This window comes from Citreicoccus inhibens (genome assembly GCF_019039035.1).
Lineage (GTDB): Bacteria > Myxococcota > Myxococcia > Myxococcales > Myxococcaceae > Citreicoccus > Citreicoccus inhibens.
In genome coordinates this window covers 17229-39003 of sequence record NZ_JAHNZT010000026.1, presented here as the reverse complement: position 1 = coordinate 39003, position 21775 = coordinate 17229, and the positions used below count along the sequence as shown (strand labels likewise).

Genomic DNA, 21775 nt, shown 5'->3' with positions numbered 1-21775 from the left:
GTATTGCCCGCGATGGCCCCCCGAATCCTTGTCGTGGACGACAACCCGGAGCTCCTCTCCCTCCTCACGCAGTTGTTCGAGGACGCGGGGTACGAGGTGGTGGGGGCCAGCCGGGGCAAGCAGGGCATCGAGGCCGCCCGGGCCCAGCCTCCCGGCTGCGCGGTGCTGGATATCCTGCTGCCCGACATGATGGGGTACCACCTCGCGGACGCGCTCCGGAAGGACAACCCCCAGCTCCCGCTGCTCTTCATCACCGGCGTCTTCAAGGGCGGCAAGCACGCCCTGGAGGCGCGCCAGAAGTACGCGGCGGCCGGCTACTTCGAGAAGCCCTTCGAGGCGCAGAAGCTCCTGGAGGCCGTGGCGCGGGTGCTCCCCGCGGAGAAGAAGGCCCCCGCGGGCAACTCGCTCCAGGACGCCTTCGAGGTCGAGCTGGACATCGACGTGGAGGAGGAGGGCCCACAGGACGTCATGGAGCTGACGGGCCGCATCAAGGTGACGGGCGGCGGCAACATCACCGCGGAGATTCGCGGCGCCAACCTCACCGCCAGCCCCATGCAGAAGGTCTCGGCCACCCAGGTGCGTCCGCCCACGCCGGGGCGGCCGCCGGATCCGCTGCCCGTGGGCTCCGGCTCTCCGGGCAGCCGCCGGGGCGAGCTGCGCGACAACCTGCCCTCGCTGCTCACCGCCTTCTACCTGTCCCGCGAGACGGGCGAGCTGGGCATCCAGCGCGGCAAGGTGAAGAAGGTCGTCTATTTCGAGAAGGGCACGCCGGTGTTCGCCCTGTCGAACCTGCTGGCGGACCGCTTCGGCCAGTTCCTGGTGCGCGTGGGGAAGATCAAACCCGAGCAGCTCCAGGACGCGTCCGCCGTGGCGGCGCAGAGCAACCGGCGCACCGGCGACGTGCTCGTGGAGCGCGGCCTGCTCAAGGACACCGAGCGGCTCTACTACGTGGGCCAGCAGGTGAAGGCCATCATCTACTCGCTGTTCTCCTGGGAGGACGGCACCTACGTGATGAGCTTCAAGGAGAAGGCCTCCTCGGAGTCCATCAAGCTGGACGTGCACCCGGGCAACCTCATCGTTCGCGGCATCAAGAAGCTCTACAAGCCCGAGCGCCTGCGCCGCCTGCTCCAGCCCGAGGACCGGCTCATCCCCGCCGTCGCCCCCGCGTACCAGTTCAACGAAGTGGAGCTGGAGCGGTGGGAGGCGGAGCTGCTGCCCAAGATTGACGGCAACCGCACCGTGGCGGAGCTGCTCGCGTACGCCAACCGGCCGGACCATGTCGTCTACGGCTTCCTCGTGGCGATGATGTCGCTGGGCATCCTGGACAAGCGGGGCTGAGCGAGCAGGCGACGCGGGCCACGACGGAGCCCGTGGGTCGTGGTTTAAGGCGGAGGCCAGCAGGAGGAGCCTCTTCTCGATGATGATTTCCCGCCCCCGACTCTCCACCGCGCTGCTGCTGATGGGACTGCTCGCCCTCCCGGGCTGTGACTCCGACAAGGGGCCCGAGCAGTTGCAGAAGGCGGAAGCGAAGTACCAGGAACTGACCACCCGCGGCCTCTCCGCGCGCGACGCCCGCTGGGACGAGGTCGTCGCCGAGTTCGAGGCGGTGCCCCAGGAGTCCAAGGCCCGCGCCGAGGCGGACAAGCGGCTCAAGGCGCTGCGCGCGGCCCGTGGCGAGCTGCCCCCTCAGCCCCTGGCCACGCCCGGTTCGACGGGGCCGGGCGCCAGCGGCGTGGACGCCAAGCGCGCCGCGTGCGAGGCGCTGGCCAAGAAGCTGGGCGAGTCGCGCACGGACGCCTCGCGCGAGCTGGTGCGCCGCGCCCTGGCGCAGTGCCACGCGGACCTCACGCAGTTGGAGGCGAACAGCCACCCGCCCGGCGAGGACGGGCAGGACTCGCACTGACGGGAACTGTGGGCGGGCGGAGTTTGGAGTAGAAACGCCGCCCCATGCCCATGCCCCAAGCAGGTGAGCAAGCCCCCGGCTTCGAGCTGTCCGACCAGAGCGGCAACGCCGTGTCGCTGGCCCGGCTCCGAGGCAAGCACGTCGTCCTCTACTTCTATCCGAAGGACAACACGCCCGGCTGTACGACGGAGGCGTGTGACTTCCAGAGCGAGCACGCCGCGCTCCAGAAGGCGGGCGCGGTGGTGCTCGGCGTGTCGCCGGACGACGCGAAGAGCCACCTGAAGTTCGCCGCCAAGTTCCACCTCGCCTTCCCGCTGCTGGTGGATCCCGGCCACGCGCTGGCCGAGGCGTACGGCGTGTGGGGCGAGAAGTCCCTCTATGGCCGCAAGTTCCTGGGCATCACCCGCGCCACCTTCCTCATCGGACCGGACGGCAAGGTCCAGCACGTGTGGCCCAAGGTGAAGGTGACCGGCCACGTGGCGGAGGTGCTGGCCACGCTCCAGGGCGGCGCGTCCGCCGAGGCGAAGCCCGCCGCGAAGAAGGCCCCGGCCGCGAAGGCTCCAGCGGCCAGGAAGGCCCCGGCCGTGAAGAAGGCGCCCGCCGCCAAGAAGGCTCCGGCGGCGAAGAAGAAGCCCGCGGGCCGCTGATGGGTGGCCTCGTCCCGCCCTGATGGCGCCGCACTCCTGGCGGGACAGGAATTCGAAGACCGTGTATGCCTGGGGCGCGGTCGAACCCTCGCTCTCCCCGAACGAGGGTTGGCCTTCCCGGACGAGCCAGCGATGGGTCGCTCGGTGGCGGAAGCGGTCGGGCGTGACCATTTCCTCGGGGACTGCGCAAGACGTGGAGAAGAGATGACGATGCACGAGCGAGGCATTCGGCGGTGGAGTGGTGCGGCGGTCCTGGTGGCGGGCATGCTGCTGGGCACGGCCTGCGGTGACCTGCCGGAGACCGGCGGACGGCAGCCGGACGAGTCGCGGGGCAATGCCTTCGCGCAGCGCGGCACGCAGCCCGAGGCCCTGTACAACGTCGCCGAGCAGCAGGGCCATGAGTCTCCTGCCGCCGCGCACGAGGGGCACCCGGCCGCGACGCTGCCGCCGCACGTGCTGACCGTGGACCGCGGCTACAACCAGACCATCAAGGAGATTGGTTCGAGCATCGATCCGCGCACGCCGCAGAACGAGGGCAAGTCGAACAACTCCAAGTTCGATGACGCGGGCGGGATGATGCGCACGCGCTACGCGGAGTTCGGTGGCGCCGAGTACTCGCCCACCGCCACGGGCGTGGGCGGGCAGTACGTCACGGACCTGCGGCCCCACGTGCGCGGCTACGAGGAGAACTTCGTGCACGAGGCCGTGACGCCCATCTACATGCGCAACCGCTGAACCCCTCGCCCGCCCGCGGAACGCTCCGCGGGCGAGCGGTCCGACCTCACCGCGCCGCCAGCATCACCTCGGTGGGGTCCCGTCCCGTGACGACGCTGGCGAGCCCCTCGGCGAGCGCGCGGTGCTCCGCACTGCCCAGCTGAGCGAGCCGGTCCTCCGGAGGTCGCACGAAGCGCGCGACGAGCGCGTCGAGCCGACGATGGGCCTCGGCGAGGCGCGAGCGCGGCACGCGGCCCGACTCCACCGCCTTCACGAGCGCCTCGATGGCCCGCCGCTGCACGTCGGCCTTGTGGCACACGAGGAACAGGTCCACGCCCGCGAGCGTGCCCTGCACCGTGGCCTCCTCCACCGAGTAGTGGTCCGCGATGGCCTTCATCTCCAGGTCATCGCTGACGAGCACGCCGTCGAAGCCCAGCTCGCGGCGCAGCAGCCCCTCCAGCACGCGCGTGCTCATGGTGGCGGGCACGCCGGGCTCCAGCGCGTCGAAGAGCACATGCGCCGTCATCAGCGACGCGAGCCCCGCCCGAGCGAAGGCCTGGAAGGGCACCAGCTCCACGCGTCGCAGCCGTTCCAGGTCATGTGCGAGGCGGGGCAGGGTGAGGTGGCTGTCCGTGGTGGTGTCGCCATGTCCGGGGAAGTGCTTGCCGCACGACGCGACGCCGCCCGCCTCCAGCCCGCGCGCGAGCGCCACGCCCAGGCGCGCCACGACCTCCGGCTCGCGCCCGAAGCTGCGGTCTCCGATGACGGGGTTGGCCGGGTTGGTGTCCACGTCGAGCACGGGCGCGAAGTCCCAGTCGAAGCCCAGCGCGCGCAGCTCGTGCGCGAGCAGCCGGCCCACGCGCTCGGCCAGGGCCTCGTCGCCGCGCTGTCCCAGCTCGCGCATGGGGGGCAGCGCGGTGAAGGGCGCGCCGCGCAGCCGGGCCACGCGGCCCCCTTCTTGATCCACGGAGAGGATGAAGGGACGGCCCGCGCGCGTCTTCAGCGCCTGGCACAGCGCGGCGGTCTCGCTCGCGGAGCCCACGTTGCGCTTGAAGAGGATGGCGCCGGAGATGCCGTCGTCCATCAGCGCCGCCAAGTCGGCGTCGACGTGGGTGCCAGGGAAGCCCACCATGAAGAGGCGGGCGCAGTCGCGGTAGAGGGCGGAGGGGCTCACGGCGCCGCAGTCTGGCAGACCGCGCCCTCGGTGGGGGACTCCACGCGCGGGGCGAGGACGCGGACGTCGGCTGCTTGTCAGGGCCCCGGGCACGCGCCTACTTGCGCAGCAGGGTGCCCTCCAGGAAGAACGCGAGGCACGCGGTGAGGATAAGCCACGTCCACAGCGGCACGGCGGGCTTGTTGGTGTCTCCGGTGGAGGCCTTCACGGTGTCCTCACCGAAGTACGCGGTGAGCGTCTCGGGGGGCACGCGCGTGAGGTCGCTCTCGGCGGGGTCCAGCGTGGCCGCGAAGTCCAGCGCGGGCACCGGCTTGCTGTCCGCGCCGAGCACCCGATACACGCCCGGCTCGCGCACTGGCCCCACGACGAACGAGCTGTCCGGCTGGGCCTTCAGGGGCAGCTCGCTCCCATCCGGTGCGCGTACCGCGGTCACCTTCTGCGCGCCGTCGGGGCGCAGCGTCACCGCCTCACCCACGCGCGCGTGCACGGCCTCGTGCTCGTCCAGCGAGCCCGTGAGGTACGCGGCGAAGCGCTGCATCAGCGGCAGGAAGCTGGTGCGGATGGAGAAGTCGCTCCAGTCGCGATCCACCGTGCTGGTGAACAGCGCCACGCGCCCCTTGCCCTTGCGCGCCACCGCCACGGCTGGGGCGCCGTCCTCGTAGGTGGCCAACACCTGGCTGCCGCCCGCCGCCGCCGGGTTGTCCGCCTCCAGCAGCATGTACCGGTAGAAGCGCGCGCCCACGAGCCCCTCCTCCGCCGAGCCCGTGAAGGGCGCGAACAGCGGATGCTCCTGCTTCACCTGCGCCAGCCGCGTCGCCTTGGTGTCCGCGTCGGGGGACTCGCGCTCGGCGCTGGTGCGCACGAGCCGCAGCGCGCGGGGCAGCAGCGCGCCCAGCCGCTGGTTGTACGCCTCCGGGTCCACTCGGTCGCCCATGCTGATGAAGAGACCGCCGCCCGCCTGGACGAACGCGGTCAGCTTCTGCGCCTCGTCCTCCGTGGGCGCCGCCACGTTGAGCAGCAGCACCAGGTCATAGGCGGAGAAGTCCTCGCGCAGCCCCACCTCCGCGTCGCGCACCACCGCCTCCACGGGCGAGCCCGGCGAGGTGAGGGCCGCGTCCACGAAGAAGGCCTCGTCGCGATAGCGCGTGGCGTGGGGCGCGCCGTTGACGACCAGGGCCTTGAGCGCGCGCGGCACGGGCAGGACGAAGGCGCGCCGGTCATCCTCGCCGAGCGCGTCCGGCGCCAGCGTCACCGCGCCCGCCACCGTGCCGCCCTGGGGGAAGCGCACCGTGAGCGCCTTCTGCGTGGTGCCGCCCGCGGGCACGTCCACGAAGCCCTTGGCCAGCGTCGCCTCGCCCACGCGCACGAGCGCCTCCAGGTCCTTCACCGGCTTCATGCCGAAGTTGCGCACCGTGAAGGTGAACTGGAACGCGCGAGGGCCGGCCTGAAGGGCGGGCTCCACCTTCAGGTCCACCAGCGCGTGGTTGTCGAGCGCCTCGCGCGAGCGGGCCACGTCGCGCAGCACCACCTCGGGCTTCACGGGCGTGCCCGTGGGGCCCTTCACCGTGGGCGGTGGAGACTCCAGGCGGAAGGCGCTCGCGGTCATGTCCGAGACGACCACGAGCCGCTTGCCCGCCAGCGGGCTCTCTTCCAGCGTCCGCGCCGCCAGCTCCAAGCACCGCGACAGGTCCGCGCCGGCGTAGGTGGGCCGAGCCTCGTCCACCAGCGCGCGCAGCCGAGCCCGGTCGAACCCCGGCGTCGGCGGAGGCGCCGGCGTGTCCGTGCACACGAGCACCGTGGCGGGCTCCTCGGGCAGCAGATCCTTCAGCGCGTCGCGGGCCTCGTCGCGGCCCTGCTCGAACAGTGGAGTGCCGTCGGACCAGCGCATGGACAGCGAGGCGTCCAGGATGATGGCGGTGGCCGCCGGGCCGTGCGTCACCGTGGCGGCCTGCGCGTCGTTGCGCCACTCCGGCTTCGCCAGCGCGAAGGGGATCGCCAACAGGATGAGCGTGCGCAGCGCGTACAGCAGCAGGCGCTTGAGCTTCAGGCGGCTGGCGGTGCGCTTCTGGCTGCGCAGCACGAAGGCCATCGGTCCGAAGGGATGCGGCCGGGGACGGCGCCGGTCGAACAGGTGCACCAAGAGCGGGATGAACGCCCCCAGCGCGCCGAGCAGGAACCACGGGTTGCCGAACGTCACCGGCGCCTCCCGCGTCGCGAGAGGAAGCGCAGCAGCACGTCATCCAGGCGCTCGTCGGTGCGCACCAGCTCGTAGTCCACGTCGGCCTCGGCGCAGCGGGCCTTCACGTCCGCGAGGAACGCGCCGAACTCCTCCAGGTAGCTCTGCTTGATTTCGCGCGGGTTCACCTCGATGCGCCCCTCGCCTTCCATGTCCAGGAAGAGGGTGGGGTCATCGAAGGGGAACGTCAGCTCGGCGGGATCCACGAGGTGGAACACCGCCACGTCGTTCTTGCGCTGGCGCAGCGCGAGCACGCGCTTCAGCGCCTCCTGCCGCTCATCCAGCAGGTCCGACAGCACGATGACGGTGGAGCGGCGCGGGAGCACTTCCGCCAGGTGATCCGCCGCGCTGCCCAGGTCCGTGGGGCCCTCGGCGCTCGCGTGCTCCAGCGCGTCCAGCAGCACGTTGAGGTGTCCCGCGGACGCGCGCGGGGGGACGTCTCGGAACGCGCCGCCCACCATCAGCGAGAGCCCGGCCGCGTCCTGCTGCCGCACGAGCAGGTAGCTCAGCGCGCCGGCCAGCGTGGTGGCCACCTCCAACTTGGACAGCGCTCCGCTGCGGTAGCCCATGGACGCGGACGCATCCACGACCATCACCGCGCGCAGGTTCGTCTCGTGCTCGAAGCGCTTGACGTAGTACTTGTCGAACTTGCCGTACGCCTTCCAGTCGAGGTGGCGCAGCTCGTCGCCCGGCGCGTATTCCTTGTGCTCGGCGAACTCCACGCTCTGCCCCTGGTGCGGGCTCTTGTGGAGGCCGGACAGCACGCCCTCCATCACCGCGCGGGCGCGCAGCTTCACCCCCTGCAACCGGGACAGCGTCTGGGCGTCGAGCAGCGACATGGGGTGGGCGCGCTAGCCCTTCACCACCGTGAGGAGCTGGTCGATGAGCTTCACGGAGGTGATGCCCTCGCTCTCGGCCGTGAAGTTGGGCAGCACGCGGTGCCGCAGCACCGGCCGCGCCAGGGCCCGCACGTCCTCGACCGTGGCCACGAAGCGCCCGGACAGGATGGCGCGCGCCTTGGCCGCCAGCACCAGATACTGGCTGGCGCGAGGGCCCGCGCCCCACGACACGTTCTTCGCCACGAAGTCCGGCACGCCGGGCTCCTTGGGCCGCGTGTGCCGCACCAGCTCCACCGCGTAGCGCACCACGTGGTCCGGCACGGGCACGCGCCGCACCAGCTCCTGCAGGGCGAGGATGCGCTCGGGGGAGAGAATCTTCTCCAGTTTGGGCTGCGCGGTGCCGGTGGTGCTCTTGACGATCTGCACCTCCTCCTCGGCCGTGGGGTAGCCCACGTCCACCAGGAACATGAAGCGGTCGAGCTGGGCCTCGGGCAGCGGATACGTGCCCTCCTGCTCGATGGGGTTCTGGGTGGCGAAGACGAGGAAGGGCAGGTCGAGCGGGTACGTGCGGCCACCGGCGGTGACGCGGTACTCCTGCATGGCCTGGAGCAGGGCGGCCTGCGTCTTGGGCGGGGTGCGGTTGACCTCGTCCGCCAGGATGATGTTGGCGAACAGCGGCCCCTGCATGAAGCGGAAGGCGCGGCGGCCGGTGGCCTTGTCCTCTTCCAGGATGTCCGTGCCGGTGATGTCCGAGGGCATCAGGTCCGGCGTGAACTGGATGCGGTTGAAGGACAGGTTGAGGACGTCCGCCAGCGTGGAGATGAGCAGCGTCTTGGCGAGTCCCGGCACGCCCACGAAGAGGCAGTGGCCGCGGCTGAAGAGTGAGATCAGCAGGTGCTCCACCACGTCCCGCTGACCCACGACGCGCTTTTCAATCTGCGCGACAATCTGGTTCCGGGCCTGGGCGAGCTCCTCGACGGCGCGCAGGTCGTCGCTGGATGCGTCGGGCGGCGGGTGGGGGGCGGAGGCGGCGCTTTCCATGGAGGGGTTCTCTTATCCGGCGTACGCCACGGGGACCAAGGGTTTCCACCGCCGGAGGCCCCCGGGCGTGTGCTGGCAACCGTTGGGGCCCACCCCTATTCCGGTGGCGCACACCCAGGGGCGGGGGGAGGGCCGTGCCGGTCGGCAGGCCCCCCGGCGAGCCGCGCGCGTCATCCGCGCCGGGGGCGCTCTCCGGGGCGAAGCCAATGCGGCCTGGCGGACACGCGGGCCCGCCGTCACAGGCCGCGCACGAGCGCGCGGAACTCCTCGTCCTCGGGGACGGAGTGGATGGTGGAGTCCTTGAGCCCTGTCTCGCGCGTCTTCTCGCCGCCGCTGCGCAGCGCTTCCAGGAGGAGCGTGCGGGCCTCCTCGCGCCGGCCCTGGAGGAAGGCGATGTAGCCCGCGTTCCCCAGGGCCATGGGGTAGCCCGGCCGCCGTTCGAGCGCGGTGGCGATCCGCGTGCGCGCCTTCTCCAAGAGCGCCAGGGCCCGCTCGCGATCCTCCGGCCACAGGCGCTTGGCCTCGCACAGGAGCTTGAAGCCCACCGTGTTGAGGGCGTTCGTCACCCGCTCGCGCAAGGGCATGTCCGAGGCGTCACCGAAGCGCGCCACGACGTCGTCGAAGCCCGCCAGCCCTTCGTCCACGCGCTGCAACTGCAACAGGATTTCAGCGCGGCAGATGAGCGCCCGGGCCGCCTCCATGCGCAGCGAGGGCTCTGGCGCGGAGCCGAACCGCTGACCCACCTCGTGGAACGTGGCCAGCTCCTCCTCGCGCCGGTCCAGCTTGCCCAGGAAGGACGCCTTGAAGACGAGCGCGCGGGCCACCAGCTCGCGCAGCTCCTCCTCCTCGGCGTCCCCGAAGCGCTGCACCAGCTCGTCGTGCGCGGCCAGCGCCTCCTCGGCCTTCTCCAACTGGCGCAGGAGGATGGCCCGGCGCAGCAGGGCCTCGGCCACCAGCACGCGCAGCTCCGGCTCCACCGTGCCATCCAGCCGGCGCGCCACGTCCTCGTAGAGCGCCGCCGCTTCCTCGTGGCGGTCCAACTGCACCAGCGCCACGGCCTTGTAGAGCAGGGTCTGCGCCACCCACGACTGGAGCGGCCCGCCGTCGCCGCCGAACCACTGGATGGTGGCGTCACACGCGTCCACCGCCTCGTGCGAGCGGTTGAGCTGCACCAGCGTCATGGACTTGCTCAGGTGCGCGCGCGCCACGTGGAAGCGCACGACGGGGCCGCCCGCGCGACTGAACCACTGCAGCACCTCGTCATAGAAGGGCAGTGCCTCTTCGAACCGCTCCTGCTCGCCCAGCTCGTTGGCGCGATCGACGAGGGCCTGGGCCACTTCCTCCGGTCGCGCCGTATCCCCCCGAACGCCCTTCAAGTCTTCCACACCCATGGACTCCCCTTGCACATCGCCCGAGCGGACTCCCGCGACGCCCGAGCATACCGAGCCCTCGCCCTCGCGCGCCGCCTCACGCTGTTTCAGTGCCCAGTTTCAAATCGCGGCTCAGCCCCTCATCGCGGCGCACCCGCCAGATGTGCTGGTCCAGGTAGTAGTGATGCAGCGCCACACCCCAGATGGCGCCCTCCATGAAGTCACGCAGGGTCAGCCCTGCCACCAACGGAAGGTGTGCATCGAATTCCCCGCAGCCTGGGTGTACGCCGAGCCCACAGCCGAGTCCGCGATACACCAGCGTGAACGCCACGCCACAGGCCGCGTAGAGGACGAATCGCTGACTCACGCGCGGCGCCAACCCATACGTCGCGGGCTCCACGCCGGGCGCGTGATAGCGATTGCGGTGATAGAACCAGACAATGCCGTGATACTGCACGTTGTGGAATGCCGTGACGGCGACCGCGAACATCACGAAATCCATTCGCGCGGAAATCGGCGGCCAGAACACCACGGCCGTGAGCCCGAGCGCCGCCGCCAGCATCAACACCTTGGGGCCATGGACGCCGCGCCCCGTCCGCCAACGCCAGCCCTGCCAGCCCCCCTGCGCGAGCACCACGGCGAGCACCGCCCCCAAACACCCCCACGCCACCCCGACCTCCCAGGTGGGCGGGCCCGCGAGGCCCAGCCTTCGCCGGGCCCCGGCATGCGTCAGCAGGAACGCCACGAAGGGCGCGAGCAACCCGACATAGAGCGTGACGCTGTCCAGCCGCCGCTCGCGCGCGTCCGTCTCGCCGCCCTTGCGCTGGTACAGCGCGAGGATGCCGGAGTGCTGCCGCACCACGTGCCAGTACGCCCACAGCGCGGCCAGTGAGAGGAACACCACGAAGGGCCCCCGATTGCCCACCACGCCCGACAGCACGAACGCCAGCGGCCCCGCCAGGAACCACCCCAGGCTGCTCCACAGCAGCCGTCCGCGCGTGCGCCACTCGCGCGCATCCAGGTAGGTGCGGGACAGCGTGGCGAACACATGCGGGCCATCGAGCGCCAGCACCCACAGCCACCACAAGAGCACGCTGCTCACGCCGGCCCCGACATGCAACGCGACGAGCGCGAGGCTCGCCGCCACGCCTCCCAGCGTGCAGCCCAGGTCATGTCCGGGACTCACCAGCCAACCCACGCGTCGTCGGGCGGACATGCCGAGCGCAACCGAATCCATGGAGGCCTCCTGCCCCAAGGCAAGCGGCCGGACATGGTACAGGAAGGTGGAGGTGGGTTGCGTGCGCACCTGCTGCCTGGGTGTGACCTGACAGCCGACCCAGGGCTCACATCCCACTTGAGCCGGACGCCGCGTGCCGCGACAGTGGGCCCCATGGAACAAGGTCGGCGCACCACGGACCGCAAGGCGGTTGGCCTGCTGGTGAGGCTCAAGCACGAGTCCGTGGGGAGCTTCGCCGAGGAGTTCGCCACCAATCTGAGCCCGGGGGGCATGTTCATCCGGTCTCGAACGCCGCAGCCGGTGAACACGCCGGTGCGCTTCGAGGTGCAGATCGCCGGCGGCGTGCGCGTGCTCCAGGGCACCGCCACCGTGCGGTGGGTGCGCGAGGTGAACGACCCCGCGGGCCCGCCGGGCATGGGCCTCCAGTTCGAGGAGCTGGACACCGCGAGCCGCGCGCTCGTGGACCTGATGCTCCAGAGCCGCCCGGCCGCGCCCGCGCCCGCCGCGAGCGTGTTGCCGTCCATCGCGCCCGTGGTGGCGCCGGTGGCCCCCGTGATGGCGCGTGCCGCGGCGTCGCGCGTGTCGCCGGTCCCCGTGCCGCCGACTCCCGTGCCCGTCACGCCGGGGAGCGCGGGCCTCGACTCCCTGTTCGATGACCTGGAGTCCGCGGATGGCCCCGCGGCGCCCGTGGAGGATCCGTTCGCGTTGCCTCCGCCGGTCGCGGACAGCGACGTGGACATCCCGCTCGACGAGCTCATCTCTGGTTCGCCGCCTCCCACCGTGACGGGCGTCCTCACCGAGGACGAGCCGTTGCCCGGGCTGGAGTTCGAGGTGGAGTCCGCCGGCGCGCCCGGCGACGAGCCGCCCATCGAAGTGGGGGTCACGCTGGAGGTGGAGTCCTCGGACGACGGTTCCCCGTCGTCGCGCGGCTCGGGGGGCATGGAGTTCGAGCTGGATCTCTCCGAGGCGGTCGATGCCTCCGCGCCTGCCGGGGCGGGGCGTCCCTCGCCGGCGCCCGCCGAGTTCGACATGGACCTGTCGGACGCGATGGAGGAGGCACCACCGCCTCCCCCTCGCGTCGCCGCGACCGCGGTTCCGGCGGCTCCGCCGAAGCCCGCGGGCGGCGGGCTCGACTTCGACCTCGACTTCTCCGATGTGGTCGAGGAGGCGCCGCCGCCCCCTCGTGTCGCCGCGGCCGCTGCTCCGCCGAAGCCCGCGAGCGGTGCGATGGAGTTCGACCTCGACTTCTCGGATGCCGTGGAGGAAGCGCCGCCTCGCGCCGCGGCCGCTCCTCCTCCTCCAGTGGTTCCGCCGAAGCCCGCCGCGAGCAGCCTCGACTTCGACCTCGACTTCTCCGAGGCCATGGAGGAAGCGCCGCCTCCTCCCGTCGCTGCGCCGCGCACGCCGCCGAAGCCCGCCGCGAGCAGCCTCGACTTCGATCTCGACTTCTCCGAGGCCATGGAGGCCGCGCCGCCTCCTCCTGTCGCTGCGCCGCGCACGCCGCCTCCTCCTCCCGTTGCTGCACCGCGCGCGCCGCCTCCGCCTCCTGCCGCGGCGATGCGTCCGCCTCCCGCCCCCGCGGCGGGTGGTGGCATCGAGTTCGACTTCGAGGTGGCCGAGGACACGCCGCTGGAGCTCTTCCGCGCGTCGCCTTCGGGCGCGTCGGCGGCCCGGCCCACTCCCGCGGTGCCTCCTCCCGCGCCGCCCACGCCGGTGCTTCCGCCCACCGTGCGTCAGGCCCCGGCCGCGCCTCCTCCGCCCGCGACGCCCACGGTGCTTCGGCCCGCGCCTCCCCCTCCCGCCCCCGCGCCGCCGCCCGCGGCCTTCAATGAGCAGGGGCAGCCGCGCAGCGTCTTCCTGCCTCCTCCGCCCGCGCTCTCCGGGACGGGGCCGGTCATCGGCATCGACCTGGGCACGACGAACTCCTGCGTGGCGCTGCTCTCCAACGGGCGCCCCGTCGTCCTGCGCTCGCGCGAGGGCTACAACACCATCCCCTCGGTCATCTCGCTCAACGCGCAGAACAAGCTGCTGGTGAGCCACCGGGCCAAGAACCAGCTCGTGCTGCGCCCCACGCAGACCATCTACGGCGCGAAGCGCTTGGTGGGCCGTCCGTACGAGAGCGCCGTGGTGAAGCAGGTCCGCGAGCGCTTCCACTACGAAATCGTCCCCGACGCCGCTGGCCGCGCCGCAGTGCGCATGGGCGACAACGTGCTGTCCCTGGAGGAAGTGCAGGCCATCATCCTGAAGGAGTGCAAGGAGATGGCCGAGGCGCACCTCAACCAGAAGGTCGAGCGCGCGGTCGTGACGGTCCCCGCGTACTACTCGGAGCCGCAGCGTGAAGCGGTGCGCAAGTCCGGCGCGATGTGCGGCCTCAAGGTGGAGCGCATCCTCAACGAGCCCACCTCGGCGGCGCTCGCCTACGGCCTCAACCGCGAGCTGAACAAGAAGGTCCTCGTCTACGACCTGGGCGGCGGCACCTTCGACGCCACGATTCTTCGCATCGAGAAGAACGTCTTCGAGGTGCTCGGCACCGGCGGCGACATCTTCCTGGGCGGCATCGACTTCGACAACCTCATCGTCGACTTCCTCCTGGAGCGCTTCCAGGAGAAGGAAGGCATCGCCTTCAGCGGCGACGGCATCGCCCTGTCGCGCGTGAGCGACGCGGCCGAGCGCGCGAAGATGGCGCTGTCCGAGCGCTCCACGTTCGAGGTCCACATCCCCATGCTGATGATGGACGACGCGGGCCGCCCTCGCGACCTGCGCGTCATCCTCACGCGGCAGGAGCTGGAGAAGATTTGCGATCCGCTGCTCAACCGCACCGTGGACGTGGTGCGGGACGTGCTGCTGGACGCGAAGCTCAAGGCCGCGGACGTGGACGACATCATCCTGGTGGGCGGCATGAGCCGCATGCCGCTCGTCCGCGACAAGCTCAAGGGGCTGTTCTCCAAGAACGCGCAGGCCAGCGTCAACGCGGACGAGGCAGTGGCTCTGGGCGCGGCGCTGTACTCGGGCTCGGTGGACAAGGTGAGCAGCGTGGTGCTCATCGACGTGCTGCCCATGACCATCGGCCTGGCGATGCCGGGCGGTGCGTTCAAGCGCGTCATCGAGCGCAACAGCCCGTTGCCCGCGCAGCGCTCCTTCGCCATCACCACGAACAAGGACAACGAGGAGTTCCTCGAGCTGTCCGTGTTTCAAGGGGAGGACAATCACATCTCCGCCAACGAGTACCTGGGCACCGTGCGCATCGAGGGATTGCCTCGGGGGCCGAAGGGCTCCGTGCGCGTGGCGGTGACGCTCAAGCTCGACTCGGAATGCGTGCTGCACGTCGAGGCGCGCGAGTACTCCACGCGCAAGGAAGTGAAGGCGACGCTCGCCACGCGCTACTCGCCCGAGGAGCTTCAGAAGCAGCTCCAGGTCAGCAAGGAGGCGGTCTCCGCCGCCGAGGCGCGCCGGGGCGCCGACCTCAAGGAACGCGCCGGCAACTTCTGGGGCAAGCTCAAGAAGGTGCTGGGGCGCGGCAAGTAGCCCCCACGCAGTCCCGAGGAGAGGTCGAGCATGGAGGCTGCCGCGAGGGCGCCGCGCTACATGTCGCGCTTCCGCTGCATCGCGGAGGCGTGCGAGGACACCTGCTGCTCGGGCCTGACGGTGCCCATCAGCGAGTCTCGCTGGCGGCTCCTGCGCGACCGCGTCGAGGGGACACCGGATGCCGCGCGCGTCCAGGCGCTCATCACGCCCAACCCCGAGGGCAGCGCGGGTCCGCTCGCGGGGCTGCTCGGCAAGCGCGAGGACGGCCACTGCGGCTTCCTCGATGCGGACAAGCTCTGCTCGCTCCAGCGTCGCCACGGCGAGCCGGTGTTGCCGGATGGCTGCTCCGTCTTCCCGCGCGTCATCACCCGCTGGGGAGAACAGTTGGAGATGGCGGGCTCGCTCGCGTGTCCCGAGACCGCGCGCCTGTGCCTGCTCGCGGAGGACGCGCTGGAGCCCGAGTCCGTGTCCGAGGCGCACGTGCCACGCGCGGAGACCGCGCGACAGGTGCTGCCCGACGACAAGGCCCGCGCGTGGGTCCACCCTGCGGACGCGGTGCGCGCCGCGATGCTGCGCCTCCTCTCGGTGCGCGAGCTGCCGCTGGCGTCGCGGCTCCATGTCCTCGGGCGGCTGGCGAGCGTGTTGGATGGACTCGCTCCGGAGTCCGAGCCCGCGCGCGTGGAGTCGGTGCTGGAGGCGTTCGAGTCCCCCGATACGCTGGCCGCGCTGCACGCGGAGCTGAGCGGCCTGGAGCTGCCTGGAGGCCCGTGGGCGGGCATCTGCGCCGCGGTGCTCAAGGCCCGCGCGAGCGCGACGACGAACGCGCGCTTCCGCACGTTCGCGCAGCAGGTGATGGCCCACTATGGCGGCGAGGCGTTCTCGCCAGACGAAGCCTGGGGGCTGCATCGCGAGCGGCGTGAGCGCCTGGAGGCGACGCACGGCGAGCGCCTGCGCCAGTACTTCATGAACCACGCGCGCAACCACGTGCTGCGCCACCCGCTCACCGAGTCCCCGAGCCTGCTGGACGCGGTGTTCCGGCTCGCGCTGCGCGCCTCGGTGGTGCGCTGGACGCTCCTGGGGCACCCCTCGGTGGTGGCGAGCAATGGGGCCGCGCCCGACGTGGCGTGGCTGGACGCCGCCGCGGTGGAGTGCTTCCAACTCGTGGCCAAGCACGTGGAGCAGGCGCCGCAGTTCCTCGCTTTCGCGCAAGGGCTCGCGGGGAACGGCGGCGCCGAGACCCGCGCGCGCCTGCTCGTGCTGGTGAAGGGGCTGTGAGTCAGGGCTGCTTGGCGCGCGGGGTCGCGCCCAGCCGCTGCATCGCCTGACGGAAGATGTCGTACTCCTGGGCGCCTTGCAGCGCGAAGCGCTCGCCCAGGACGAAGGTGGGCACCGCGTTGACGCCCAGCCCCTGGGCCTCGCGCACGGACTCCTCCACGCGCTTTGTGTAGCGGCCTTCCTCGAGGGCGCGTTGCAGTGCGTCCGGATCCACCCCGGCATCCTGGGCCGCGCCGCGGAGCGTCTCGAACTCCCAGAGGTTCTGTCCTTCGGTCCAGTACCGGCGGAGCACCGCGGCATGGAACGGGTCCAGCTTGCCCGCGTCGCGCGCGAACTCGGTGGCCTCGTGGGCACGGCGCGTCGAGGGGATGATGTCGCGGTGCACCATCGTCAGCCCGGCCTGGGCGGCGCGGACCTTGAGCGGGTTGTTCGGGTCCTTCATCCGCTCCCGCACGTACTCGGGGAGGGGGAGTCCCTCGGGCGGGGTCTCCGGGCGGAGGAAGAAGGGGCGCCAGTCCACCTGGACGTCGTACTCCTTGCGCAGCTTCTCCACCTCGGAAAGGCCGACGTAGCACCAGGGGCACACGAAGTCGGACCAGACGCGAATCGTCACGGGCGTGCTCATGGCGCGTCCTGTAACACCGCGTCGTGGCGCTCACCACTCATGCTCGGGCATGTCGGGCGCGCTCGGGTGTTGTGCGGTCCGTGGGTGGACAGGGCCCGGAGGAGCGGGCACCGTCCACCCCCCAGCCGCGCCCCCGTCTCCCTCCACGGAGGAGGGGACCGGGCGCACCTTCGGGAGGACCCCTTGCCCCTGTCGCTTCTCGCGGCCCTGGCACTCAACGCCACCCCTTCGGCGAGTGCTCGGCCGTTCACCATCCAGGACCAGGTCATGATGCGCAGGCTGAGCGGCCCGCGCGTGTCTCCGGACGGCAAGCAGGTGGCCTTCGTGCTCCGCACCACGGACATGGAAGCCAACCGCGGCCGTACGGACCTGTGGCTCGTCAACCTCGACGGGAGCGGCCTGCGCCAGCTCACCTCGCACCCGGACAGCGATGACCAGCCTGTCTGGTCGCCGGACGGCAAGAGCCTCTTCTTCCTGTCCTCGCGCGGCGGCTCCTCGCAGGTGTGGCGCCTGCCGGTGGACGGCGGCGAGCCCCTGCCGGTGACGAAGCTCCCGCTGGACGTGGGCGCCTTCGCCCTGTCTCGCGATGGCCAGTCGCTCGCCGTGGCCATGGAGGTGTTCCCGGACTGCGCCACGCTGGACTGCAACGCGCAGCGCGCCACCGAGCGCTCGAAGCAGAAGGCCACCGGTCGCAGCTACGACAAGCTCTTCGCGCGTCACTGGGACACGTGGAAGGACGGCACGCGCTCGCACCTGTTCGTGGTTCCCGTGGCTGGCGGCACGCCCGTGGACATCATGAAGGGCATGGACGCGGACGCGCCCTCCAAGCCCTTTGGTGGCCCGGAGGAGTTCACCTTCGCGCCGGACGGCAAGAGCGTGGTGTTCACCGCGCGCGACGTGGGCCACACCGAGGCGTGGTCAACCGACCTGGACCTCTTCCAGTCCCCCATCGACGGCAAGGTCAAGCCGCGCAAGCTCACCGAGAAGAACCGCGCCACGGACACCAGCCCCGTCTTCAGCCCCGATGGCAAGACGCTGGCGTACCTGGCCATGGCGCGCCCGGGCTACGAGGCGGACCGGCTGCGCATCGTCCTGCGCAGTTGGCCGGGTGGACAGGAGCGCGTGCTCACGGAGGCGTGGGACCGCTCCGCCAGCGGACTGGCGTGGAGCAACGACGGCGCCACGCTCTACACGACCGCGGATGACGTGGGGCAGCACCTCGTGTTCGCCATCGACGTGGCGAGCGGCAAGGTGCGCGGGCTCCAGAAGGAAGGCAACGCGGGCGAGGCGCAGCCCGCGGCGGGCGGGCAGGTCGTGTACACGTATGACGACCTGGACTCGCCCGGGGACCTGTTCGCCATGAAGGCGGACGGCTCCGGCGTGCGCCAGCTCACGACCGTCAACGCGGACGCGATGTCGCGCATCCAGTTCGGCGCCTTCGAGCAGTTCGACTTCCCGGGCTGGAATGGCGAGAAGGTGCACGGCTACATCGTGAAGCCGGCGAACTTCGACCCCAAGCGCCAGTACCCGCTGGCCTTCCTCATCCACGGCGGTCCGCAGGGCAGCTTCGGCAACCACTTCCACTATCGATGGAACCCGCAGGTGTACGCGGGCCATGGCTATGTGGCGGTGATGGTCGACTTCCATGGCTCCACCGGCTACGGCCAGGGCTTCACGGACGCCATCCGCGGGGACTGGGGCGGCAAGCCGCTGGAGGACTTGCAGAAGGGCCTGGCCGCGGCGCTGCAGCGCTACCCGTTCATCGCGAAGGACCGCATGTGCGCGCTGGGCGCGAGCTACGGCGGGTTCATGATCAACTGGATCGCCGGCAACTGGCCGGACGGGTTCAAGTGCCTGGTGAACCACGACGGCAACCTGGACGAGCGGCTGGCCTACTTCGACACCGAGGAGCTGTGGTTCCCCGAGTGGGAGCACCAGGGCACGCCGTGGGAGAACCCGGAGTCCTACGCGAAGCACAACCCCATCGACCACGTGGCCAAGTGGAAGACGCCGATGATGGTGGTGCACGGCGGCCGGGACTACCGCGTGGTGGACACGCAGGGCCTGTCCACCTTCACGGCGCTCCAGCGCAAGGGCATCCCGTCCAAGCTGCTCTACTTCCCGGACGAGAACCACTGGGTGGTGAAGCCCGCCAACAGCGTGCAGTGGCACGACGAGGTGCTGGGCTGGCTGGACCAGTGGACCGGCAAGTAGTGGCGTGAAGTCCTCCGGGGGCCGCGCACGGTGTCGCGCGGCCCTCGGTGTCTATGGAATGCCCAGGCAGTCGTCGATGCAGTGCGAGAAGATCTCCGCGCAGGAGCGGCTGCTCACGCAGTCCGCGCACTCGGCGGCGCGCGCCTCGCGGTCCTTGTTGTCCTTCTGCCACGCGCTGATGTCGTTCGCGCACGCGCCCGTGTTGGTCCTGTCGTTGACGCATTCCTTGCGGCGGTCGCAGATGGTGTCGGCGTTGTTGGAGCAGCCGCCGAGGAGGCTCGCGAGGCTGATGAGGACGGTGACAGTCACGGGACGGAACATGCGGCGCGTCTCGCACGGAACGGCGGGCGAGGGAAGGGGCGTCTAGGGCTGCGGCGAAGGCGAGCCGCCTGTCGTCCCGCCGGACGGCATGTCGCCGTGCTGCATGTCGCCGTGCTGCATGTCCCCGTGCTTCATGCCCTTGGACTCGCCGGAGCCGCCTACGCCCATGGCACCGCCCAGCTTGCCGAGCACCTGATAGGCCATGTCGCGGTGCTGCGGCAGCTTCTGGGACAGGTCGGTGAGCATCGTGGCCAACTCGCCCGAGCCGCTCATGCCATGACGGGCGGCGAGCACCTGCCCAATGGCCAGGTCATGGGCGCCCACCTGGTTGGACATGTACACGGAGTCGAACGGCGCGCCCTTGAGCGCCTGGAGTTGCTCCGTGGTGGCCTTGTCCGCGGCCATGGAGCGCTTCTCCGCGTCGTCCAGCGCCTTGGGAGCTTCATCCAACTTCAGGCCCTTGCCCTGCGCCAGCGTGGTGACCTTCTGGTCCATGGCGGTGTGGTCCCGCACCATCTGCTCCGCGTAGCTCTTCACGTCCGGGCTCTGGCTGTTCTGCAGGGCCAGCTTCCCCGCCTTGATCTCCCCTTGATTGACCGCGTGCAACCGGTCGAGGAGCGCCTTCTCATCGGTGGGGGCCGAGAACCCGCGGTACTCCGTCATCCCTCCGGCGCTCTTGCCCTTGGATGAGGCTCCGCTCTGCGCCAGTGAGATACCGCCTGCCAGCAGCGTGACGGCGAGGACGACTCCCTGCGTGGTGCGCTTCATCGTGCTTCCCCTTTCGGAAAAACGGACGGGGCGCACATTGGACGGCGCGTCGAGGGCACGCAGCGCGGGACTCGCGCATCTGTGCACCAGCACACGAACGGCGCGCTCCCGAGGTGCGGAAGTGGACGAAGCCGCGTGGGGGCTACGGCTTCGGGGCGGGGGCCGGCGCGGGCGCCGCGGGGCTGGGCGTGCCGGGGACGTTCATCTCGGACAGCTCGCCCTCTTCGCGCAGGAAGAGCTGGGCCGCGCGGTCCACCTCCTCGGGCTTGAGGCCGGTGAGCAGCACGCTCGCGGTGCGCGTGCGCGAGGCCAGCGCTGTCTCTCCCAGCGCGCCGTGGATGCGCATGAGCGCCAGGTGGATCTCCGGGTCGAATGGATCCGACGCGAGCGCCTCCAGGTACGCCGTCTTCGCCTTGGGGTAGTCCTTGCGGTACAGCAGGATGCGGCCCAGGTGCACGTTGGTCAGCGGCGAGCCTGGGTGCATGCGCAGCGAGCCGCGCAGCACGTCCTCCGCCTCGTCGAGCTGCTTGAGCTCCAGCAGCGCCAGCGCGTACTTGTTGGACACCGACTCGTACTTGTCGCCCACGACCTTGTGCGCCTTGGCGTACTCCTCCGCGGCGGCCTTCACGTGGTTGCGCTCGCGCAAGAGCTCGCCCAGGTGCGCGGACTGGCGCGCGAGCACCTCCGTCACTTCCTGGAAGTCTCCGAAGGAGATTTCACGGCCCTTCTTGGCCGAGTCCTTCCCCTTGCCCTTGGCGTCATCCTTGAGCACCACGCGGTCGTCGCGCGGCACCAGCTCCGAGGGGAACGGCTGCTTCTTGATGTGCGCCAGCCAGGCCTTCTCGAAGGCGGGGAAGGGCATCCCCATGGCGGCTTCCACGGCCTTGCGGTCCGTCTGCCCGGACTTCAGCTCCTGGAGGATGGAGCGCAGCCCCGCGGTGCCGCGCGTGCCGTGGATGTAGTCGATGGCGTAGAAGACCTCGGCGAACGCCGTGGCCGCGTCCTCGGCGGTGGGCAGCATGGCGATGGACGGGTGCATCTTCTCGAAGGGGATGAGCGTGTCCGCCTTCACGCGCTTGCCCAGGAGCGCCTGCGTGGACGGCGTCATCGCCAGCCCGCCCTTGCCGCGCCAGCGCGACTCGAGGAACTTGGCCAGTCCCTCGTGCAGCCAGATGGGCACGGTGTTGTGGCTGAGCTGGCTGACCACCAGGTGCACGTACTCGTGCGCGAGCGTGTCCTGCCAGTCGTAGCCCCGCGCCACCGCCTTGGGGCTCGTCACCATGAGCTTGTTGAACTTGCAGATGGCGATGGTGCCCGTGGTGCTGATCTGCTTCTCGGTCAGCGTGCTGACCCGCGACAGCTCGCGCGCGTTGTTCACCACTTCCACGCGCACCTTGCCCGGCGGCGTCCAGCCCAGGTCCTCGGCCAGCGCGCGGTGGATGGCCTCCAGCGTCTCCATCGCGTAGGGCACCAGCACCTCCTCCTTCCCCTTCGGGTAGAAGAAGATGAAGTGCTCGCTCTCGGCGCGCTGGTGGTCCTTCACGATGGCGCGCGTGTCCTTGGCCAGGCGCAGATAGCTGCCCGGCTTGTCCTCGATGCTGGCCGCCTGGAGCTGCGTCACCGCGTCGTCGTAGCGCCCGGCCTCGAAGGCCACGCGGCCCTGGAAGTACTTGAGCGGCTCGATCTCCGGCGGGACGATCTGTTCCACCTCGGCCAGCTCGCGCTCGGCGCCGCCCAGGTCCCAGTCCTCCAGGGACTTCTCCACCTTGCCCAGCCGCGTCTTCACCTCTTCCTTCAAGGCGGCGTCCGGCGGCGCGGCGAAGGTGGCGGGGCCCGCGAGCACCAGGGCCAACAGCCCCAGCAGGGCGCGGGAGTTCATGCGGCGG

The 21775-nt window shown here is 70.8% G+C and carries 17 protein-coding genes; 7 read left to right on the top strand and 10 right to left on the bottom strand.

Translation table 11 applies throughout. The features are described from left to right. The first annotated feature begins 12 nt into the window (after positions 1 to 12). From KRR26_RS25305 to KRR26_RS25290, 4 genes are all read left to right on the top strand, one after another. Positions 13 to 1338, top strand: a complete 1326-nt coding sequence (locus KRR26_RS25305) for a response regulator (protein ID WP_120209182.1) — start codon at positions 13 to 15, stop codon at positions 1336 to 1338. Positions 1339 to 1417: 79 nt separating this feature from the next. Next, a complete protein-coding gene (locus KRR26_RS25300; protein WP_199723884.1) occupies positions 1418 to 1903 on the top strand; it encodes a hypothetical protein in 486 nt (161 codons plus the stop codon). 44 nt (positions 1904 to 1947) lie between these two features. After that, a complete protein-coding gene (gene bcp, locus KRR26_RS25295) occupies positions 1948 to 2550 on the top strand; it encodes a thioredoxin-dependent thiol peroxidase (protein ID WP_217081082.1) in 603 nt (200 codons plus the stop codon). Positions 2551 to 2754: 204 nt separating this feature from the next. After that, positions 2755 to 3285, top strand: coding sequence for a hypothetical protein (locus KRR26_RS25290; protein WP_120209184.1), 531 nt, complete (start codon positions 2755 to 2757; stop codon positions 3283 to 3285). Between the two features lie 46 nt (positions 3286 to 3331). Here the strand turns inward: KRR26_RS25290 and nagZ are convergent, their stop codons facing one another. From nagZ to KRR26_RS25260, 6 genes are all read right to left on the bottom strand, one after another. Next, entirely contained in the window at positions 3332 to 4396 is a 1065-nt protein-coding gene (gene nagZ / locus KRR26_RS25285) for a beta-N-acetylhexosaminidase (protein ID WP_120209226.1), read from the bottom strand. Positions 4397 to 4535: 139 nt separating this feature from the next. Then, positions 4536 to 6635, bottom strand: a complete 2100-nt coding sequence (locus KRR26_RS25280) for a BatA domain-containing protein (protein ID WP_217081081.1) — start codon at positions 6633 to 6635, stop codon at positions 4536 to 4538. Continuing rightward, positions 6632 to 7513, bottom strand: a complete 882-nt coding sequence (locus KRR26_RS25275) for a DUF58 domain-containing protein (RefSeq protein ID WP_120209186.1) — start codon at positions 7511 to 7513, stop codon at positions 6632 to 6634. The genes KRR26_RS25280 and KRR26_RS25275 overlap by 4 nt, the downstream gene beginning before the upstream one ends. Before the next feature lie 12 nt (positions 7514 to 7525). Then, positions 7526 to 8554, bottom strand: a complete 1029-nt coding sequence (locus tag KRR26_RS25270; protein ID WP_120209187.1) for an AAA family ATPase — start codon at positions 8552 to 8554, stop codon at positions 7526 to 7528. A 236-nt stretch (positions 8555 to 8790) separates the two neighbouring features. Then, positions 8791 to 9939 (bottom strand): tetratricopeptide repeat protein, encoded by a 1149-nt coding sequence (locus KRR26_RS25265; protein ID WP_217081080.1) that lies wholly within the window; start codon positions 9937 to 9939, stop codon positions 8791 to 8793. An 82-nt stretch (positions 9940 to 10021) separates the two neighbouring features. Next, complete coding sequence (locus KRR26_RS25260) at positions 10022 to 11161, bottom strand: hypothetical protein (RefSeq protein WP_217081079.1); 1140 nt, start codon at positions 11159 to 11161, stop codon at positions 10022 to 10024. Positions 11162 to 11314: 153 nt separating this feature from the next. Between KRR26_RS25260 and KRR26_RS25255 the strand changes: the two genes are divergently transcribed. After that, positions 11315 to 14686, top strand: coding sequence for a TIGR02266 family protein (locus KRR26_RS25255; RefSeq protein ID WP_217081078.1), 3372 nt, complete (start codon positions 11315 to 11317; stop codon positions 14684 to 14686). A 30-nt stretch (positions 14687 to 14716) separates the two neighbouring features. Then, complete coding sequence (fliB, locus tag KRR26_RS25250) at positions 14717 to 15961, top strand: flagellin lysine-N-methylase (protein WP_217081077.1); 1245 nt, start codon at positions 14717 to 14719, stop codon at positions 15959 to 15961. A gap of 1 nt (position 15962) precedes the next feature. Here fliB and KRR26_RS25245 read toward each other — a convergent pair whose 3' ends face one another. Then, positions 15963 to 16586: a DsbA family oxidoreductase gene (locus KRR26_RS25245; RefSeq protein WP_120209192.1), complete on the bottom strand. Its 624-nt coding sequence runs from the start codon at positions 16584 to 16586 to the stop codon at positions 15963 to 15965. Between the two features lie 183 nt (positions 16587 to 16769). Here KRR26_RS25245 and KRR26_RS25240 point away from each other — a divergent pair, with 183 nt between their 5' ends. Then, positions 16770 to 18800, top strand: coding sequence for a S9 family peptidase (locus KRR26_RS25240; protein ID WP_120209193.1), 2031 nt, complete (start codon positions 16770 to 16772; stop codon positions 18798 to 18800). A gap of 51 nt (positions 18801 to 18851) precedes the next feature. Here KRR26_RS25240 and KRR26_RS25235 read toward each other — a convergent pair whose 3' ends face one another. The 3 genes from KRR26_RS25235 to KRR26_RS25225 form a co-directional block, all read right to left on the bottom strand. Further along, positions 18852 to 19121, bottom strand: a complete 270-nt coding sequence (locus tag KRR26_RS25235; protein WP_120209194.1) for a hypothetical protein — start codon at positions 19119 to 19121, stop codon at positions 18852 to 18854. Positions 19122 to 19163: 42 nt separating this feature from the next. Beyond that, positions 19164 to 19889, bottom strand: coding sequence for a DUF4142 domain-containing protein (locus KRR26_RS25230; protein WP_217081076.1), 726 nt, complete (start codon positions 19887 to 19889; stop codon positions 19164 to 19166). A gap of 142 nt (positions 19890 to 20031) precedes the next feature. After that, positions 20032 to 21768 carry a peptidase MA family metallohydrolase gene (locus KRR26_RS25225; RefSeq protein WP_217081075.1) on the bottom strand — a complete coding sequence of 579 codons (1737 nt, stop codon included), beginning with the start codon at positions 21766 to 21768 and terminating at the stop codon, positions 20032 to 20034. Between the last annotated feature and the right edge of the window lie 7 nt (positions 21769 to 21775).

Bases quoted from the DNA above. Each gene is read 5' to 3' on its own strand.
- KRR26_RS25305 (WP_120209182.1), top strand. From the start codon at position 13: ATGGCCCCCCGAATCCTTGTCGTGGACGACAACCCGGAGCTCCTCTCC.
- KRR26_RS25300 (WP_199723884.1), top strand. From the start codon at position 1,418: ATGATGATTTCCCGCCCCCGACTCTCCACCGCGCTGCTGCTGATGGGA.
- bcp (WP_217081082.1), top strand. From the start codon at position 1,948: ATGCCCATGCCCCAAGCAGGTGAGCAAGCCCCCGGCTTCGAGCTGTCC.
- KRR26_RS25290 (WP_120209184.1), top strand. From the start codon at position 2,755: ATGACGATGCACGAGCGAGGCATTCGGCGGTGGAGTGGTGCGGCGGTC.
- nagZ (WP_120209226.1), bottom strand. From the start codon at position 4,396: ATGGTGGGCTTCCCTGGCACCCACGTCGACGCCGACTTGGCGGCGCTG.
- KRR26_RS25275 (WP_120209186.1), bottom strand. From the start codon at position 7,513: ATGTCGCTGCTCGACGCCCAGACGCTGTCCCGGTTGCAGGGGGTGAAG.
- KRR26_RS25270 (WP_120209187.1), bottom strand. From the start codon at position 8,554: ATGGAAAGCGCCGCCTCCGCCCCCCACCCGCCGCCCGACGCATCCAGC.
- KRR26_RS25260 (WP_217081079.1), bottom strand. From the start codon at position 11,161: ATGGATTCGGTTGCGCTCGGCATGTCCGCCCGACGACGCGTGGGTTGG.
- KRR26_RS25255 (WP_217081078.1), top strand. From the start codon at position 11,315: ATGGAACAAGGTCGGCGCACCACGGACCGCAAGGCGGTTGGCCTGCTG.
- fliB (WP_217081077.1), top strand. From the start codon at position 14,717: ATGGAGGCTGCCGCGAGGGCGCCGCGCTACATGTCGCGCTTCCGCTGC.
- KRR26_RS25245 (WP_120209192.1), bottom strand. From the start codon at position 16,586: ATGAGCACGCCCGTGACGATTCGCGTCTGGTCCGACTTCGTGTGCCCC.
- KRR26_RS25235 (WP_120209194.1), bottom strand. From the start codon at position 19,121: ATGTTCCGTCCCGTGACTGTCACCGTCCTCATCAGCCTCGCGAGCCTC.
- KRR26_RS25230 (WP_217081076.1), bottom strand. From the start codon at position 19,889: ATGAAGCGCACCACGCAGGGAGTCGTCCTCGCCGTCACGCTGCTGGCA.
- KRR26_RS25225 (WP_217081075.1), bottom strand. From the start codon at position 21,768: ATGAACTCCCGCGCCCTGCTGGGGCTGTTGGCCCTGGTGCTCGCGGGC.